The 15,971-nt window shown below is 62.3% G+C and carries 21 protein-coding genes; 3 read left to right on the top strand and 18 right to left on the bottom strand.

The window, feature by feature from the left end:
- Positions 1 to 3: 3 nt before the first annotated feature.
- Both glgX and ACSQ2A_RS11730 read left to right on the top strand, forming a co-directional pair.
- The gene (gene glgX, locus ACSQ2A_RS11735; RefSeq protein ID WP_436072393.1) at positions 4 to 2,013 is read left to right on the top strand and encodes a glycogen debranching protein GlgX; all 2,010 of its coding nucleotides are present in this window, start codon (positions 4 to 6) and stop codon (positions 2,011 to 2,013) included.
- Positions 2,010 to 2,738 (top strand): metallophosphoesterase, encoded by a 729-nt coding sequence (locus ACSQ2A_RS11730; protein WP_436072392.1) that lies wholly within the window; start codon positions 2,010 to 2,012, stop codon positions 2,736 to 2,738. Before glgX ends, ACSQ2A_RS11730 begins: the two co-directional genes overlap by 4 nt.
- 38 nt (positions 2,739 to 2,776) lie before the next feature.
- On the opposite strand, the gene ACSQ2A_RS11725 is transcribed toward ACSQ2A_RS11730, so the two are convergent.
- The 16 genes from ACSQ2A_RS11725 to ACSQ2A_RS11650 form a co-directional block, all read right to left on the bottom strand.
- Complete coding sequence (locus tag ACSQ2A_RS11725) at positions 2,777 to 3,631, bottom strand: alpha/beta fold hydrolase (protein ID WP_436072391.1); 855 nt, start codon at positions 3,629 to 3,631, stop codon at positions 2,777 to 2,779.
- Positions 3,632 to 3,783: 152 nt separating this feature from the next.
- Positions 3,784 to 4,248, bottom strand: a complete 465-nt coding sequence (locus tag ACSQ2A_RS11720) for a GNAT family N-acetyltransferase (RefSeq protein WP_436072390.1) — start codon at positions 4,246 to 4,248, stop codon at positions 3,784 to 3,786.
- A 5-nt stretch (positions 4,249 to 4,253) separates the two neighbouring features.
- Positions 4,254 to 4,886: an urease accessory protein UreG gene (gene ureG, locus ACSQ2A_RS11715; RefSeq protein ID WP_436072389.1), complete on the bottom strand. Its 633-nt coding sequence runs from the start codon at positions 4,884 to 4,886 to the stop codon at positions 4,254 to 4,256.
- A gap of 15 nt (positions 4,887 to 4,901) precedes the next feature.
- Positions 4,902 to 5,333 (bottom strand): DUF3995 domain-containing protein, encoded by a 432-nt coding sequence (locus ACSQ2A_RS11710; RefSeq protein ID WP_295411430.1) that lies wholly within the window; start codon positions 5,331 to 5,333, stop codon positions 4,902 to 4,904.
- Complete coding sequence (locus tag ACSQ2A_RS11705) at positions 5,330 to 5,986, bottom strand: urease accessory protein UreF (RefSeq protein WP_436072388.1); 657 nt, start codon at positions 5,984 to 5,986, stop codon at positions 5,330 to 5,332. Before ACSQ2A_RS11705 ends, ACSQ2A_RS11710 begins: the two co-directional genes overlap by 4 nt.
- A complete protein-coding gene (locus ACSQ2A_RS11700) occupies positions 5,983 to 6,456 on the bottom strand; it encodes an urease accessory protein UreE (protein WP_436072387.1) in 474 nt (157 codons plus the stop codon). The genes ACSQ2A_RS11705 and ACSQ2A_RS11700 overlap by 4 nt, the downstream gene beginning before the upstream one ends.
- 20 nt (positions 6,457 to 6,476) lie before the next feature.
- On the bottom strand, positions 6,477 to 7,064 hold the full coding sequence (locus ACSQ2A_RS11695; RefSeq protein ID WP_295411433.1) for a hypothetical protein: 588 nt from the start codon (positions 7,062 to 7,064) through the stop codon (positions 6,477 to 6,479).
- A 6-nt stretch (positions 7,065 to 7,070) separates the two neighbouring features.
- A complete protein-coding gene (locus ACSQ2A_RS11690) occupies positions 7,071 to 7,502 on the bottom strand; it encodes an MliC family protein (RefSeq protein ID WP_436072386.1) in 432 nt (143 codons plus the stop codon).
- A gap of 102 nt (positions 7,503 to 7,604) precedes the next feature.
- On the bottom strand, positions 7,605 to 8,444 hold the full coding sequence (locus ACSQ2A_RS11685) for an SDR family NAD(P)-dependent oxidoreductase (protein WP_436072385.1): 840 nt from the start codon (positions 8,442 to 8,444) through the stop codon (positions 7,605 to 7,607).
- Between the two features lie 61 nt (positions 8,445 to 8,505).
- The gene (locus ACSQ2A_RS11680; RefSeq protein ID WP_436072384.1) at positions 8,506 to 9,639 is read right to left on the bottom strand and encodes a methyltransferase; all 1,134 of its coding nucleotides are present in this window, start codon (positions 9,637 to 9,639) and stop codon (positions 8,506 to 8,508) included.
- A complete protein-coding gene (gene ureC, locus ACSQ2A_RS11675; RefSeq protein ID WP_436072383.1) occupies positions 9,639 to 11,348 on the bottom strand; it encodes an urease subunit alpha in 1,710 nt (569 codons plus the stop codon). The genes ACSQ2A_RS11680 and ureC overlap by 1 nt, the downstream gene beginning before the upstream one ends.
- Before the next feature lie 114 nt (positions 11,349 to 11,462).
- The gene (locus ACSQ2A_RS11670; protein ID WP_436072382.1) at positions 11,463 to 11,882 is read right to left on the bottom strand and encodes a hypothetical protein; all 420 of its coding nucleotides are present in this window, start codon (positions 11,880 to 11,882) and stop codon (positions 11,463 to 11,465) included.
- A gap of 102 nt (positions 11,883 to 11,984) precedes the next feature.
- Entirely contained in the window at positions 11,985 to 12,290 is a 306-nt protein-coding gene (locus ACSQ2A_RS11665; RefSeq protein WP_436072381.1) for an urease subunit beta, read from the bottom strand.
- Between the two features lie 7 nt (positions 12,291 to 12,297).
- Positions 12,298 to 12,876, bottom strand: coding sequence for a HupE/UreJ family protein (locus ACSQ2A_RS11660; RefSeq protein ID WP_436072380.1), 579 nt, complete (start codon positions 12,874 to 12,876; stop codon positions 12,298 to 12,300).
- 11 nt (positions 12,877 to 12,887) lie between these two features.
- Positions 12,888 to 13,190 carry an urease subunit gamma gene (locus tag ACSQ2A_RS11655; protein WP_436072379.1) on the bottom strand — a complete coding sequence of 101 codons (303 nt, stop codon included), beginning with the start codon at positions 13,188 to 13,190 and terminating at the stop codon, positions 12,888 to 12,890.
- 10 nt (positions 13,191 to 13,200) lie between these two features.
- Positions 13,201 to 14,055: an urease accessory protein UreD gene (locus ACSQ2A_RS11650; RefSeq protein WP_436072378.1), complete on the bottom strand. Its 855-nt coding sequence runs from the start codon at positions 14,053 to 14,055 to the stop codon at positions 13,201 to 13,203.
- Between the two features lie 77 nt (positions 14,056 to 14,132).
- Between ACSQ2A_RS11650 and ACSQ2A_RS11645 the strand changes: the two genes are divergently transcribed.
- On the top strand, positions 14,133 to 14,462 hold the full coding sequence (locus ACSQ2A_RS11645) for a hypothetical protein (RefSeq protein ID WP_295411442.1): 330 nt from the start codon (positions 14,133 to 14,135) through the stop codon (positions 14,460 to 14,462).
- 54 nt (positions 14,463 to 14,516) lie between these two features.
- Here ACSQ2A_RS11645 and urtE read toward each other — a convergent pair whose 3' ends face one another.
- Together urtE and urtD are read right to left on the bottom strand one after the other, a co-directional pair.
- Positions 14,517 to 15,221 (bottom strand): urea ABC transporter ATP-binding subunit UrtE, encoded by a 705-nt coding sequence (gene urtE / locus ACSQ2A_RS11640; protein WP_436072377.1) that lies wholly within the window; start codon positions 15,219 to 15,221, stop codon positions 14,517 to 14,519.
- Positions 15,218 to 15,967 carry an urea ABC transporter ATP-binding protein UrtD gene (urtD, locus tag ACSQ2A_RS11635; protein WP_436072376.1) on the bottom strand — a complete coding sequence of 250 codons (750 nt, stop codon included), beginning with the start codon at positions 15,965 to 15,967 and terminating at the stop codon, positions 15,218 to 15,220. The genes urtE and urtD overlap by 4 nt, the downstream gene beginning before the upstream one ends.
- Positions 15,968 to 15,971 lie beyond the last annotated feature (4 nt).

Genomic DNA, 15,971 nt, shown 5'->3' with positions numbered 1-15,971 from the left:
AAAGTGACGGGTCCACATCTCGTTCCCGGCGCCGGGAGCATTGAAAAGCTCGGCGCCACGATCACGCCCGAGGGCGTCAATTTCGCGGTCTATTCCGAGGCCGCGACGGCAATCTGGGTCTCGCTCTATGATGAGCAGGACCAGGAAATCGAGCGCTTTGAGCTCGATGTGCATGCCGAGAATATCCGTGCCGGGTTGATCGCCGGCATCGGGGCGGGTGCGCGCTATGGGCTTCGTGCTGATGGGCGCTATGATCCGGACCAAGGCTATTTCTTCGATCCAAACAAGCTGCTGGTCGACCCCTATGCGCGGCGGCTTGATCGGGTCTTCGTGCGCTCGCCGCGCCTGCGCCTGCCGCGTGAAGAGGCGGTGGATACGGCGCCGCTGATCCCCAAGGCAATCGTCGTCGGTGAGGGCAATGAAAACATTCTGCCACGCAAGAAGGCGCCGAGCCTTTTCTATGAACTCAATGTGCGCGGCTTTTCCATGCGCCATCCGAGTGTGCAGGGGCCGCTGCGCGGGACGATTGCCGGGCTGACCACCAAGTGGGTTATCGACCATTTCAAGCATATGGGGGTCGATACCATTCAGCTTATGCCGACGGCGGCGTGGATCGATGAGGGGCACCTCCCGGCGCTCGGGCTGACCAATGCCTGGGGCTACAATCCGGTGGCCTATTTCGCCGTGGACCCGCGGCTGGCGCCGCGCGGGCCGCAGGAACTGCGGGTGATGACCGATCTCTACCGCAAGAATGGCATCTCGGTGATCCTTGATGTGGTCTACAACCACACCGGCGAAAGCGATGCCAATGGCCCCATGTTGAGCATGATGGGCCTCGATGCGCACACCTATTATCGCTTCGTGGAAGTCGACGGAAAGCAGCACCTCGTCAACGACACCGGCACTGGCAACACGCTGCGCTGTGACCATCCGGCCGTGCAAAGGCTGGTGATCGAAAGCCTGCGCTATTGGGTCGAGGAAATGGGTGTGTCCGGTTTCCGTTTCGATCTGGCGACCGTCCTGGGTCGCGAGCCGGGGTTTAACCCGGAAGCCGAGATGCTCAAGAAGATCAAGGCTGATCCGGTCTTGAGCAAAGCTATCCTCGTGGCTGAGCCTTGGGATCCGGGTCCGGGCGGCTATGCGCTCGGCAAATTCGGCAAGGAATTCCAGGAGCATAACGACACCTTCCGCGATGAAGTTCGGGCCTTCTGGAAGGGCGAGCCGGCCAAGATCGGAGCGCTGGCAGGGAAGGTTTCCGGGTCATCGGAAATCTTCAACATGGATGGGCGCAAGCCGAGCAACGGCGTCAACATGCTGGCCGTGCATGACGGTTTTACCCTGCGCGATCTCGTCAGCTATCACGACAAGCACAACGAGGCGAATGGCGAGAACAACCGGGACGGGCACAATAATAACCAGTCCTGGAATTGCGGCGTCGAGGGCGAAACGGACGATCCGGCCATCAACAAGGCGCGCAAGCGCGATGTGCGGGCCATGTTGGCGACGCTATTCCTGTCGCGCGGTACGCCGCTGATCCAGCAGGGTGACGAGATGTATCGGACGCAGCAGGGCAACAATAATGCCTATGCGCAGGACAACGAGATCACCTGGCTCGACTGGGAAGGCGCCGATGGTGCGCTGGTTGATTTCGTGGCCGCCATAAACACCTTCCGCAAGGCGCATCCGGCCGTGAGCCACGATCATTTCCTTACCGGGCAAGATCGCCACGGGGTGCGCGATGTCGTCTGGCTGCATCCGGATGGACGCGAGATGACCGAGGGCGACTGGAACGATGGCGGGGCGTCGGTGCTGGGGATGTATCTCAAACACAAGGCCGACGAAGTACTGATCTGGTTTAATCGCCGGATCGATCCTGTTTCCGCCAAGCTCCCGGAAGGGGACTGGGTGGTGGGTATCGATTCTGATCCGGATACATCAGTCACCATTGCAGATGGTCGGGTTCAGGTTGGTGCCCGCACCGTGCTCGCCCTTGTGAGGCCGGCGGCGCAATGATCGTTGCTCAGCTCAGCGATATCCATGCGAATGGGTCGGGCGAAAGGCTCGACCGGCTCGACAAGGTGCTGGGCTGGCTTCGTCCAATGCGGCCTGACGCCGTCATCGTCAGCGGCGATTTGGCGGAGGATGCACACGATCGGAGTTATCGGGCGGTCAAGGATCGGCTCGAAAGCCTCGACTGCCCCTATTTCGTCGTGCCCGGCAATGTCGACGACCACAGTGACATGCGGCAGGCCTTTGGCGACCGGTTTGGCTGGACGAGCAATCGGCCGCTCAATGTGGTCGAGACGGTTGGAGGGCTACGGCTGATCGGGCTCGATGTGACCGTAGAAGGTGCGCATCACGGCGACGCCGGGCCACTGCTCGATTGGCTCGCGGCGGAACTGGCTGTTTCCGAATTGCCGACGCTGATTTTTCAGCACCAGCATCCGTTCCCGAGCGGCGTTGACGGCAAGGATCGCAATATCTGTCGCAATGGTGACGGGCTTGCGGCAGTGATCGAGGCTGCGGACGACAGGGTGGTGGCGCTGACCTGTGGCCATGTGCATCGGCCCCTGTTCACGCGCTTTGCCGGCCGCCATGCGACCATGGCGCCATCGGTGACCAAGGCCAATCGCTTGCGGCTCGATGGGCGCGAGAGCGAGATCGTCGACCCGCCGGGCCTGCTGCTGCACCATTTTGCCGATGGCAATCTGGTGAGCCACGTGGTGATGGTCGACTGACGGACGAATGCCCGGCTTTGGGCCGGGCACTCTTGGTTCTATTCCTTGAGGAAATCGGACACGGCCTTGTTGAAGCCGGTCGCGTCCTGCAGATGGGCAAAATGGCTGGTGTTTTCGAGAAGCACCAGTTCGGAGCCGGGGATCTGCTCGGCGATCTTGCGGGTGTGGTCTTCGCTGATGGCTTCCTCGTGGTCGCCGGCGAGGACGAGGATCGGCGTCGTGATCTTGCTCAGTTCCTCAGCGGTCCAATTGGGCTGGGTGGCCCAGAGCTGGCCGATCTTTTCGAGATAAGCATCATAGCCATCGGGCGTGGGCGAGAGACGCTCGTATTCGCCGCGGGCACGGTCGAGATACTTTAGGAACGTCGGGTTTTCGAGCACGGTCGACTGAACGCCGTCGGTGGTGACGTTGGCGGCATAGGCGACGACCTTGGTCAGGCGCTCGGGATGGCGCAGGGCGAGGTCGATGCCGATGATGCCGCCATCGCTCCAGCCGACCACGGCGGTCTTTTCGATTTCGAGCTTGTCGAGCAAAGCGATGAAGTCATCGGCAAAGAGCTGATAGCTGAAGGGCTGGTCGTCGGCCGATGATTTGCCGTGGCCGCGAGTGTCGGCGACGATGACGCGATTGGAGCGCAGCCAGGCATTGACCTGATTGCCCCAGGTCTCGGTATTGCCGGCGCCGCCATGGATCAGCAGGATCGGATCGCCCGATTTGCCATAGATCTCGTAGTAGATCTCGGCGCCATTGGAGACGACCGTGCCGGATTCTGCGGGGGCGGAGGAGGGTGAGAGCGCATAGGGCAGGGTCTCGTAGCGCTCGGCGGCGAGGGCGGGCGAGAAGGCCAGCGTGGCGGCAACGAGGCCGGTGATGGCAGTGGCAAAGATCTTCATGTGGTCAGTCCCCAAGGCCTGTCTTTCAGGATGGCCAAGGATAGGTGGCGGTCGCTTTTCTCGGCAAGGAACGCCATTGCCGGCGAATTCGGCGCCGGAAACTTTTATGACAAGAATGTCTATTGGGTTAGTAGATTTATTGAAATGGTCGATCACGTGGGGTCGACGGGCGCCATGCCGTGGCGGTGGTAGAAGCGCTGGGCGGCGAGGTTTGATGTTTCGACCTTGAGGTCAACATGCGGTGCGCCGCGGCGGCGGAATTCTGCGAAGGCGGCGCTGAGCAAGTACGTTCCGAGTGCCCGATTTCGCCAATTTGGGGCGACGACCAGGTCTTTGACGAAACTGCTGGTCCAGCACTGGACGAGGCCGATGGGCTGCTCGCCAGAGGTGGCGACGATGAGCAAGGCGGGATCGAACTCTTCGTCCTCGACCAGCGGCCACCACCAGCTATCGAAGTCGCCAACTGCGCCGCCGCCGGTCGCATAGGCGGCGCGGAGCAAGGCGTGGAGTTCGACAGGGCGCGTCTGGTGGAGCGGCGTGATGGAAATGCCATCGGGGAGCGCCGGCAGTGTCACCGGTGCATCCAGCATTTTCCGCAGGCGGGCGTGGTCGCTCAAGCGACCTATTCCGCGGCCACGGCCTGGAAGCCGCCGTGCTTTTCGATGAAGCCAATGATCTCATCGAGGCTTTCGCGACGCAAAAGGTCGGTGAAGACATAGGGCCGGCCTTCGCGAACCTTTTGGGTGTCGCTTTCCATGACTTCGAGGCTGGCGCCGACGTAGGGAGCGAGGTCGGTGTGGGTAATGACCAGCAGATCCGAGCGCGAAATGGCGGGGCCGCCCTTGCGGGGGATCTTTTCGCCCTGGGCCACCGAGATCACGTAGATGGTGAGATCGGCGAGGTCGGGGGAGAAGGTGGCCGCGAGATTGTCGCCGCCGCTTTCAATAAGAACGATGTCGAGATCGGGGAATTTGCGGTTGAGATCGTCGATGGCGGCGAGGTTCAGCGAGGCATCTTCGCGGATGGCGGTGTGCGGGCAGCCGCCGGTTTCGACGCCGACGATGCGGTCCTCGGAGATGGCCTGGACGCGGGCGAGGATCAGGGCGTCCTCGCGCGTGTAGATGTCATTGGTGACCACGGCCATGGAATAGCGGTCGCGCATGGCCTTGAGCAGGATTTCGCAAAGGGTCGTCTTGCCCGACCCGACAGGGCCGCCAATGCCGATGCGGAGCGGTCCATTGAGGCTTTTGGTCATGGCAAGTTTCCTTGATCAGAGAAAGCGGAAGACGACGAGGGTGAGGAAACCCAGGCCCAGGGCGAGGCAGAGGGGAGAATAGACCCGAGCGTCATTGAGACGGAAATTCGGCTCGGGCGTCAGGCCCTTCCACCAGGTGGTGTAGCCGGCAATGCCGCGAGCGAGGAACACGGCGGCCAGCGCGACGCCGCCAAGATCAAGCAGAATGCCGCCGCTGTCGTGATCGGCCAGCGCCAGGGCATAGATGCCGGCGGCAATGGTCGCCACGGAAACGGCGAAGGAGGCGAGGCGCGGGGGCATACGCTCGATGTCCTTGAAACCCACTACGGTCTGGGCGAGCAGCTTTTCATTGCGGATCGGCCAGGTGCGCCCAATCGACCAGAGGAAGTGCGCCAGCGAGACGGCGAAGAGGGCGATGAACATCATGGACGCGATGAACATGTTCATGAACGAAAGATCCTTGTGGGCAGCGTTTCGTGCTGCATCTGGGCGATATCGGCGCCATAGGCGACGCTGCCGATTTCGTCCAGTGTGGCATGCTGGCACAGAGCGGCCAGCTTGCCGATTTCGGGTTCGAGAGAAGCCATGATGGCGAGACCGTCGGTCTGGCCAATGGGCACTAGACGCACGGCGACGGATACCTGGCTGTGGACCGTGGCGGTGAGGAAAGCGACGAGCGTGTCGAGAAGGCCGATGCCGTGAGCCCCAGCCAGTGCGCCGACGGCAATCGGATAGGGGCAGGGGCGAGGCAGGTCGAGCGGCGGATCCACCGGCCAAGCGGCGCCGGCCGTTGCAAAGGCGTTACCGGTCATCGTGGTTTCGGCGTGACGTTCTTTTGCCGGCGTTAGCGCAAGGCAGAGGTCGGCCAATTCCTGCAGTTGTTCGGGCGCGCGGGGCGACTGGTGCGCGTGGGCGAGGAGGATGGCGTCGGTGCGCATGCTGCCGTGGAGCAGGGCGCCTGATATCCAGTCCTCTGCCGTTTGCCGATCGTGCACCAGGCGGCTGACGATGGCAGTTTCGAGGCCTGCGGACCAAGCGAAGGCGCCCACTGGAAAGGCGGGGGAGAGCCAGGTCAGCAGCTTTTGCAGGTCAGAGGTCACTTGCGGGCGAGGAGGGCGTGGGCCGGTTCGGCGTGATTGTGGCTGTGATAGGCGCCGTGCTCGGCAAAGAAGGGCTCGGTCACGTCGCTGACTTTGGCGCCGAGGCCTTCGAGCATGGTTTTGAGCACATGGTCGCGCTTGATGAGGATGCGGTCGGCATCGAGCTGGGCCGGGGTGTGGCGGTTGCCGATGTGCCAGGCGAGCCGCAGGAGGTGCGCTGCATCATTGGCGGTGACGGCGTAGAGGATTTCCTTGGCCGCCAGAATTTCGAACAAGCGCCCGTCTTCCAGTTCCAGCGCGCCTTCGTGGTCGAGCGTCACCGTATTGGGGAAATCGACCAGCACTTCAGTGCCATTCTTGCCAGTGAGCAGCTTGCGGCGCAGGCGCCGCTCGTCATGGGCAAGGGTGATACTGTCTATGGCGGCGCCACGGCCGTGATGGGCAGGCAAATGGGCGACGGCACGAAGCATGGTCGAGGTCAGTCCTTGAATCACTGGGTGACGTAGAAGAAGCGTCCGATAAGGAAGAACTGGTAGACGATATGCACCCCGACCACAAACAAATGCACGCGCCTATCCGTCGACCGCCAGGCGATGATGCATAGGACGATGCCGATCGGCACCTGCATGAAATAGGAAGCGTCGAAGCGCGAAAAATGCGCGCCGCCCTTGATGAACGTATCGAGCGTATCCAGCACGAAGGTTGTGCCGAGCAGGCCGAAGAACCAATGCCGGCGCTTGAGGAAGAAATCCCCGTAGCCCTTGTATTCGGAAATGTTATCCGGGCAGAGCAGCGCCGCCATCATGAACAGGGTGACGGCGTAGAAGATGATGAAGATGACGATGCCGAAATTCCAGGTGGCGAGCCGGAACAGGGCCAGTTCCCACCACCAGAAGAGGACGAGTTCGAGCAGGATCGAACCCATCCAGAGAAGATGCAGCACCGAGCGATCACGCCGGTCCGGGTGCTGCACCATGTTGGCAAAGGTCATGAGCAGGCGAGTAATGCCCAACCCGACCACCGTTCCCATGACGATGCGGATATGCGGGAATATTTCGGCAGTCGTGTATGGTTCCATGGCAGCCTAGGGCGCGTTGCCGGCCGCGAGGCAGGTGGCGAGTGGGGCCTCGTCTTCTCCGGAGCGCAGGTCGCGCAATGTGGCTTCGTCGCCGCTGTCCCACCATTCGTACGGGCCCGACACATAGCGGGCGCCCGAGCCGGAAATGGTGGTGACGAAGATGTGCGTTTCGCCTTCCACGGGCACGATAGCGAGGAAGTTCGGGGCCGCATTGACATATTGCACGCGGAATCCCTCGCCATTGTCGCACTGGTAGATGACGGTGCGGCGCTCGATGTCGCTGGTTGCGTCGAGGGTCAGCGACAGCGTGGCAGTGACGGTTGGCAGTGCCGGCGGCGTTGGCACCGCTTCAGCGGGCGCGGCTGCGTCCTGCGCCGAGGCCGCGCCGGCGGCGAGCAAAAGAATACCGCCCGCGATGAGGCTCCTCAAATCGATCATGGCTTTTCCTCGATTTCGTTGGAAACAGTGCGAAGCACCCAGGAGTCTGTCTCCACAATCATGGTGATTGATTGTTCTGGCAAGGTGTCAGCGTGATGAAATCTAGAAGTCCCCGAGGGTTGCGGGGATGATTTTCTTGCCGTCGATATCGACAAAGCCGTATTCGCGGGCGAGGTCGGCGGTGACATGGACCTTGCCGGACTTTTCTAGACGGTTCGGATCAGCCCAGAGCGCTGAAATGGCGAGACCAACGAATTGCGGCGATTCCGAATTGGACATGTCGAAGTATTCGGCATTGCGCATGACTGCCTCGGTGCGGACGAGGCCGGGATAGAGCGAGACAGCAGTCACGCCATGGGGCCGCAGTTCATGCGCAAAGTCGGATGACATCTTGTCGGTACCAGCCTTGGCGATGCCATAGATGGCGTTGCCGTGGTGTTTCTGGGCGGCCCAGAACGAGATGTTGACGATCAGGCCCGTTTTTCGGGCGATCATGTTGGGTGCGGCGGCACGGCTCGCGACAAAGCTGGTGCGCAGGGCGACGCCGACCATCGCATCCCAGCGCCAGATTGGTTGCTCCCAGAATGGCCTTTCCCAGGTGTAGTCATCGCCCTCGACCATGCTCTCGTAGCCAGGCCATGCGTTGTTGACGAGGATGTCGATCTTGCCAGACTGGCTGAGCGCCGAGGCGACTGCGGCTTCCGTCTGCCGGTCGTCGGCATGGTCACAGACCTGGATGATCAGTTCGCCCGGCAGGTCCTTTGCTTCCGCCCGGAGGCCATCGAGCGAGCCTTCAAGCTGAGGATGTACGGACGCCTGGGCATCGGTCACCGTGCGGCCGGTGACGTGGACCGTCATGCCCTTCGCGAGAAAGGCCAGAGCGATGCCGCGGCCAATGCCGCGGCTGGCGCCGGTAACCAGCGCGACCGTCTTGGTGTCCATGATGTGCTCCTCCGAGTCGGATTGAACATATCATGAACACTGATATCGCGAAATGTGTTGGTCAGCCTCGCTGAAGGAGAAAGATCGCACCGGGAATGGGTTTTTCCCGTTCGAGCCGGATTTGGTTTGGTACTTCGGCAAGGACCGCTAAACCATTGGCGGCCGCCAGGTCGCGGACATAGCCTGAGCTATGGCCGAAGCGACCACTGGAACGGATTGCTATGCCTTGCCCCTCGCTCAGTTCGATCGAGAAAGCGAGCATTCCTCCGGCGGAGAGGCGTTGCGCGAGAGCGGCGAAGAGAACGCGGATTTCGCCGATATAGATGAAGACATCGGCGGCGACGGCGAGGTCGTATGGCCCTGAGAAGTTGGGGGTTTCGGCCAAGAGCGTGGCGGCATCGCCCGTCTGCAGATGGCGATAGATGTCGCGCTCCTGCGCCTTGGCGATCATTTTGGGCGAGATGTCGATCCCGTCGATCGGGCGCATGCTTTCAGGCAGCGCCGCGGCCATGAGACCGGTGCCGCAGCCGACGTCGAGCGTTGTGCCTTTGGTCAGGCCGTGCTCGGCGAGAAGCGCGGCAATAGCCTGCGGTACGCGGTATTCGAGTTTGCCCGTCAGGTGAGCATCGAAAGTATCGGCGTAGGAATCGAAGAGTTCAGCGACATAGCCGGATTCGGGGACGCCCGTTGTTGCTAGCGCCGAGGCCATATGCCCTGAATAGCGATCATCGGGCTGCAGTTTTACGGCGCGGGAAAAGCTCTTCAGCGCCGCGGCGGGCTGGCCGAGATCGAGCTGCGCCTGACCGAGTTCGCGAAAAATCCCAGCGTCGTTGGGGTGCAGGGCGCGGCCCTTGTCGAGGATCGTTGCGGCATCTGCCGGGCGTTGGAGGGCAAGCAGCGCCTGGGAGAGCGCAATGTGCAGATCGGCGGAGCGCGGTTTCAAACGGAGTGCGCGCTCAAAGCTCACGGCGGCGATGTCTGAGGCGCCGGTGCGCATGGCGATGACGCCCATGAACTGATGGGCCTCGGGAAGGTTGGGCGCGACATTGACCAGTTCGGCACTGATCCGGGCCGCATCGGCGATCTTGCCCTGCTGCTCGAGCTGGCGGCCCTCGGCCAGAAGCTCGTTGGCACGCAGGGCCAGGATGGGATCGGTGGGTAGACCTCGAGAGATTGTGCCGGTCGGCTTTTTCATCAGAACAGGAAATATCGTTGCGCCATAGGCAGCACCGTAGCCGGTTCGCAGGTGAGAAGTACACCGTCGGCGCGCACTTCGTAGGTTTCGGGGTGCACTTCGATATTGGGGGTGGCCGAGTTGAGCTTCATCGCCGCCTTGCCGATGCCGCCGCGGGTGTTCGTGACCGGCAGGAGCTGCTTGTCGACGCCGAGGCGGTTGTGCAGGCCCGCGTCGTGCGCGGCCTGGGAGATGAAGGTGACCGAGGAGCGGCTGACCAGCTTGCCATAGGCGCCGAACATGGGGCGGTAGTGCATGGGCTGGGGCGTCGGGATCGAGGCATTCGGGTCGCCCATGGGGGCGGCGGCGATGGAGCCGCCGATGAGGACCATTTCGGGTTTTACGCCGAAAAAGGCGGGGTTCCAGAGGACGAGGTCGGCACGCTTACCCACTTCCACCGAGCCGATGTGTTGGCTCATGCCGTGGGCGATGGCGGGGTTGATCGTGTATTTGGCGATGTAACGGCGGACGCGGAAATTGTCGTTGTCGCCGGTTTCTTCAGCGAGTTTGCCGCGCTGACGCTTCATCTTGTCGGCGGTCTGCCAGGTGCGGATGAGAACTTCGCCGACGCGGCCCATGGCCTGGCTGTCGGAGGAAATGACTGAGAGAGCGCCCATGTCGTGAAGGATGTCTTCGGCCGCGATGGTTTCCTTGCGGATGCGGCTTTCGGCGAAGGCGACGTCTTCGGGGATCGACTGGTCGAGGTGGTGGCAGACCATGAGCATGTCGAGATGCTCGGCAATCGTATTGACAGTGTAGGGGCGGGTCGGATTGGTCGAGGAGGGAATGACATTGGGCAGGCCCGCGACTTTCAGAATGTCAGGTGCGTGGCCGCCACCTGCGCCTTCGGTGTGGAAGGCGTGAATGGTGCGGCCCTTGAAGGCGCCGACCGTGTCTTCGACGAAGCCGGACTCATTGAGCGTGTCGGTGTGGATCATAACCTGCACGTCATAGGCGTCGGCGACCGAGAGGCAGTTGTCGATTGCGGCGGGGGTGGTGCCCCAATCTTCGTGCAGTTTTAGCGCCGAGGCGCCCGCGAGGATCATTTCCTCGAGTGGGGCCGGAACGGCGGCGTTGCCCTTGCCGGCGAGGGCGAGGTTCATCGGAAAAGCGTCAAAACTTTCGATCATGCGCTCGATGTGCCAGGCGCCGGTGCAGGTGGTGGCGAGAGTGCCGTGGGCGGGGCCGGAGCCGCCGCCGAGCATGGTGGTCATGCCAGACATCAGCGCTTCTTCGATCTGCTGGGGGCAGATGAAGTGGATATGGGCATCCATGCCGCCGGCGGTGAGGATTTTGCCCTCACCGGCAATGGCTTCGGTGGAAGGGCCGATGATGATGTCGACGTCTGATTGGGTGTCGGGGTTGCCTGCCTTGCCGATGCCGACGATGCGACCATTCTTGAGGCCGATATCGGCTTTGAAGATGCCGGTGTAGTCGACCACCAGAGCATTGGTAATCACAGTGTCGACCGCGCCCTCGGCGCGAGTGCGCTGGGATTGTCCCATGCCGTCGCGGATCACCTTTCCGCCGCCGAATTTTACCTCCTCGCCATAGGTGGTGAAGTCCTTCTCCACCTCGATGAAGAGCTCGGTATCGGCCAGACGCACCTTGTCGCCGGTGGTGGGGCCGTACATGTCGGCATAGGTGGCGCGGGAAATGCGGGCGGGCATGGCGAAACTCCGGAAATCAGGAGAGGCGTTGAATGGATGCGGCAAACGCGAAAAGCGCCCGGCCCGGAAGGGCCGCGCGTGCGGTCGCGTTGCGATGAGGAGTTTTAGGAGCGGTTAGTTGAGCTTGACCGGATTGAGCGACTGATAGACCGCCACCGAGCGATCGATGACCGCATCGAGGAACTTCTCGCCCTGGGCCATCTGCTGGTCGGCGCGCATGGTGCCGGCGATCAGCGACATGGCCAAAGCCTGAATGGCGTAGGCGTGCTTGCTCTTGCCGGCCTGATGATACTCGTTGCCGCGCTGCTCGAAGACCTTCAGCAGATCGTTGTAGGTCTGCGTGGTGATGACCGACTTGGCCTTGGACCAGTTCGGCTGCTGCAGGCTGGTGGCCAGATCGTTGGCGAGATGGCCGATCAACGCCAGAGCCTCGCCGTCCTCCGCGCCAGTCTTCTGCACGTCGGCCAGGACTGCGGCGAAGCGCTGCTTGAATTCGGCGTTGCGGACTTCTGTGGTCGGGGCTTCGGCAGTCATGATCATCCAGGCAAAGGCAGTTCTCTGTGGCGGGGGTTAAACCACCATTTTGCTGCGATTGCCATGGCGTGAGCCAAGATTTGCCGAAGCGTGCCCGCATGGTCACAGCGATCCCATGACCTTCTGGCGGAAGCCGTAAATCTTGCGGTCGCCGCCGATGGGGATGAGGCGCACTTCGCGGCTCTGGCCCGGTTCAAAGCGCACGGCTGTGCCGGCCGCAATGTCGAGGCGCATGCCGCGGGCTTTCTCGCGGTCAAAGCTCAGGCCGGCATTGGTCTCGTAGAAGTGGTAGTGGGAGCCGACCTGGATCGGCCGGTCTCCCGTATTGGCGACTTCGATGACCACCTGTTCGAGCCCGGCATTGAGTTCGATCGTGCCGGTGGCTGGGATGACTTGGCCCGGGATCATGGTTGCCTCACGCGCCGAAGGCGAGCCAGAGGCCGCCGAAGGCGGTCGCGGCGCCGGCGATGCGGGACAGTGCCTTGCCGCCGAAACGGCCGAGGGCAAGGCCAAGGCCGATGCCGACGGCGTGGAGAACGGCGGTCGCGAGAATGAAGCCGATGGCAAACTGCCAGGCGCCGGCTTCGCCGAGTTCACCGCCATGGGCGTGGCCATGGAAGAAGGCGAAGAAGCCGACCATGGCGGCGACAGCCGAGGTCGGGATGGGCAGGGCGAGTGCGATGGCGATGCCGATGAAGATCACGGACGCGAGAATGACCGGTTCCACGAAGGGCAGGGGGATGCCGGCAATAGCAGCGGCGAAGCCCACGGCCATGGTGCCGACGAAGGCTGCCGGGACAATCCAAGTGGCGCGGCCGCCCTGCATGGCGGCCCAGAGGCCAACGGCGACCATGGCGAGGATGTGGTCGAGGCCAAAGAGCGGATGGCTGAAGCCGGCGGCGAAGGAGCCATGCTCGGCGGGATCGAGATGGGCGAAGGCGGGCAGGGTGGCGACGGCGGTGATGGCGAGAGCCAGGGAAATGCGCTTGAGCATGGTGTTGCCTCTTAGCGGATGGGTTGGTGAACGGTGACGAGCTTGGTGCCGTCGGGGAATGTGGCTTCGACCTGCACGTCGTGGATCATCTCGGCGATGCCTTCCATGACCTGAGCACGGGTGATGACATGGGCGCCGGCCTCCATGAGTTCGGAAACCGGCCGGCCGTCGCGGGCGCCTTCAACGACGAAGTCGGTGATGAGGGCGACGGCTTCGGGATGGTTGAGCTTGACGCCGCGCTCGAGGCGCTTGCGCGCCACAATGGCCGCCATGGCGATGAGAAGCTTGTCTTTTTCGCGGGGGGTAAGGTTCATCGGCCGTTTCCTAGAGATGCCACAGGCGCGGCACAGAGCCGGCGCCGGTCAGTTCGATGAGAGTTGGAACCAGAAGTTTTCGCAAGGCAAGGCCGGTTCGCGCCATGGCCCGGATGACCAGCCGCTCGCCGTTGGCGCTGGCAGCGATGAGGCCATCGGCGGGGTGCAGGGCGCGGACACGGTCCAGCAACAAGGCGGCCATGTCTGGATTGGCCGCCACATGGAGCACGGAGGCGAAGGCGCGGCAGCGGCGTAGCAGCGACAGGCCATCACGCTCGCTGCCATCACCCGTGAGACGGGTCGCCTCGGCGTGGATCAGGCGGCTTTCTCGATAGATGCGCCAATTGTCGGAGAATTGCGCGTCGCGCGCCTCCTCGCCCATGGCGTCGCGACCGAGGAGAACGGCTTCGATGGCGGTCAGCGTTGCGCCTTCTTCGAGATGAATGGTCAGACGCCGGTCGAGCCTGCTCGCTTCGAAGAGGATAGTTTCCTGCGGCAACCAATCGAGGTGGGCACCAGCGCCGACGGTGATGTCGGCTTCGACATGCGCCGTGTCGCCCGTTGAACGATAGCTGCGCTCGCAGGCCTGGGTGGTGATAACAAGCCGACCGCCCGGGGCAATGTCGGCGCCCCAGCGCAAATGGTCGCCGCCGGTAATGCCGCCGGCAGTATTGATAAATACGGCCTCAAGCGCAGAAGAGTGCGTACGCGGCAGACGGATCTTGCCGCACCCCTCCTGAAAAAGCGTGTTGAGACAAGTCTTTCCGTCGCGCTGCTTGGTACCGATGCGCGCAATGCCCCGCGCCCGCTGCAGAACGGGCGGGAGCGAAAACGCCTCCGGGTTGGGCATCGTGGCGAAATTCATTGCAACGATCCTGCGATCATCTCGTTATTGAAGCGAGCAAACGCTCTTTCATAAAGAATTTTCAAGAGGTTATTCAAATGACCATCAAATCTGCTTTGTCTGTTGCTGCGCTTACTATCGCTCTCACTGGTGCTGCTTTTGCGCAGGGTATGACCATCAACGGCGTTGCCGTTTCCGAAGCCGACCAGCCAGCCGTGCAGGAGCGCTGCGATGGCTTGGCCAATGCCGAAGCCACGGAGTCGCTGACGGAATCGAGCGATTCCAGCGAAGACAGCACTGCCGGTGGCACTGATGCGGCAGTTGTGGACGCCCCCGCTGTCAACGAAGCCCAGGCCGCGACTGCGACGATCGATCTCGACACGATCGACCTGCAGGCCTGCATTGATGGCGGCTTCGTCAAACAATAATCGGTCGCTTTCAGCGGCTAGCAAGGGCATCTGGCTTCGGTCAGATGCCCTTTTTCATACCATCAGGTGTTTGCGCACGTCCGGCCGGTCGAGATCGCTCGCCGGGCCCTGGTGCATGATTTCGCCGCGGTCCATGACATAGATGTCGTCGGCAATCTCGCGGCAGAAATCGAGGAATTGCTCGACCAAGAGGATGGTCATGCCCTTTTCGTCGCGCAGGAATTGCAGCGCGCGGCCGATATCCTTGATGATCGAGGGCTGGATGCCTTCGGTAGGCTCGTCGAGCACCAGCACCTTGGGTCGGGTGACCAGAGCGCGGCCGATTGCGAGCTGCTGCTGTTGGCCACCCGAGAGATCGCCGCCCCGCCGCCCAAGCATGGATTTCAGGACCGGGAACAGCTCGAAGATGTATTCGGGAATGTTACGTTCGCTGCGGGGGAGGCCGGCATAGCCGGTTTCGAGGTTTTCCTTGACCGTGAGCAGCGGGAAGATTTCGCGGCCCTGCGGCACGTAGCCGATGCCCATGCGTGCGCGCTTGTAGGGTGGCGCTTTTTTGATCACTTCGCTGCCGAAAGTTATGGCACCCGACGAGATGTGGTTGATGCCGGTGATGGCGCGGAGGGTCGAGGACTTTCCGACGCCATTGCGGCCGAGCACGGCGGTGATCTTTCCCGGCTGGCAGTCGATGGAGACGCCCTTGAGTGCTTGGGCGGCACCATAGTGGAGATCGATGGTTGAGATCGAGAGGGCTGAGGTCATCGTCCAAGATACCTTTCGATCACGACGGGATTGGCGCTGACCTGATCGAGAGAACCCTCCGCCAGAACGGCGCCTTCGGCCAGGCACACGACGCGCGAACCCAGCTCCCGCACGAAGCTCATGTCGTGCTCGACCACTACGACGGATCGGGTTTGGGCGATTTCGCGCAGCAGTTTCGCGGTCTCCTCGGTTTCGCTGTCGGTCATGCCGGCGACGGGTTCGTCGACGAGCAGGAGCTTGGGATCTTGTGCAAGCAGCATGCCAATTTCGAGCCACTGCTTCTGGCCGTGGCTGAGATTGGCGGCGTATTCGTCCTTGCGGTGGAGGAGCCTCACGGTTTCGAGAATTTCGGTGATGCGGGCCACGTCTTCGTCGCTGGCGGTGTAGAAGAGGGCGGCGAAAATGCCGCGCGGCTTCTTCAGCGCCATTTCGAGATTGTCCCAGATGGTGTGGCTCTCGAAGACGGTGGGTTTCTGGAATTTGCGGCCGATGCCGAGATTGGCGATGGCGGCTTCGTCGAGCTTGGTGAGGTCGGTGCGGCCATCGAACATGACGTCGCCGGCATCAGGCCGGGTCTTACCAGTGATGATATCCATCATCGTGGTCTTTCCCGCGCCATTGGGGCCGATGATAGCCAGCATTTCGGTGGGGCGGACGATAATGGACAGATTGTTGATCGCCTTGAATCCGTCAAAGGCGACCGAAACGCCGTTGAGGTAGAGCATCGTGTCCTGAGCTTTGCTCATTGGC

This window comes from Devosia sp. LjRoot3 (genome assembly GCF_964252865.1).
In the GTDB taxonomy this organism is placed as follows: Bacteria; Pseudomonadota; Alphaproteobacteria; order Rhizobiales; family Devosiaceae; genus Devosia.
This window is presented reverse-complemented; position numbering and strand designations above follow the sequence as displayed.